Annotated in this window: 1 pseudogene; it reads right to left on the reverse strand. The window is 38.3% G+C overall.

Annotated features, from left to right (window positions below):
- Positions 1-62: 62 nt before the first annotated feature.
- A pseudogene (locus tag BZK24_RS09945) lies at positions 63-462 on the reverse strand (hypothetical protein); the annotation flags it as partial.

The raw sequence follows: 462 nt of genomic DNA on the forward strand, positions 1-462 counted from the left end.
CTTAATTTAAGAAAGCTAAATTTTTACCCAAAAATTTCATTATAGATTTCTTAAACAATTCTTTATTCTGTTTTTTCCAAAACCTTTTTGGTTTGCAAAGCGATTTCTAATTCTTCATCAGTAGGGATTCGTAAAACCTGAATTTTGGTGTTAGGCTGGCTTAAATTCACCAACCCACTGCCCGGATTATCATTAGTGGGCTTACATAAAGCGATCCCTAAATTTTCTAAGCCTTCACACACGCTCTCTCTTAAAGCCTTTTTTAAGGGCGAAATATCGCTGATTTGAGAGCCTATGTGGAAATGTATCATGTGGAAATGCTCTAACAAGTCGTTTTCTTCTAAAAGGCGCATCGCTTCTAAAACTTCAGTGCTGCTAAGGCCAAATTTAGAATTGATCCCCCCGCTCTTTGCCCAAACGCCAGTTCCAGCGCTGTGCAAACGGATACGAATGCCAATTTTA

Source organism: Helicobacter pylori (assembly GCF_001998165.1).
GTDB lineage: Bacteria > Campylobacterota > Campylobacteria > Campylobacterales > Helicobacteraceae > Helicobacter > Helicobacter pylori_DL.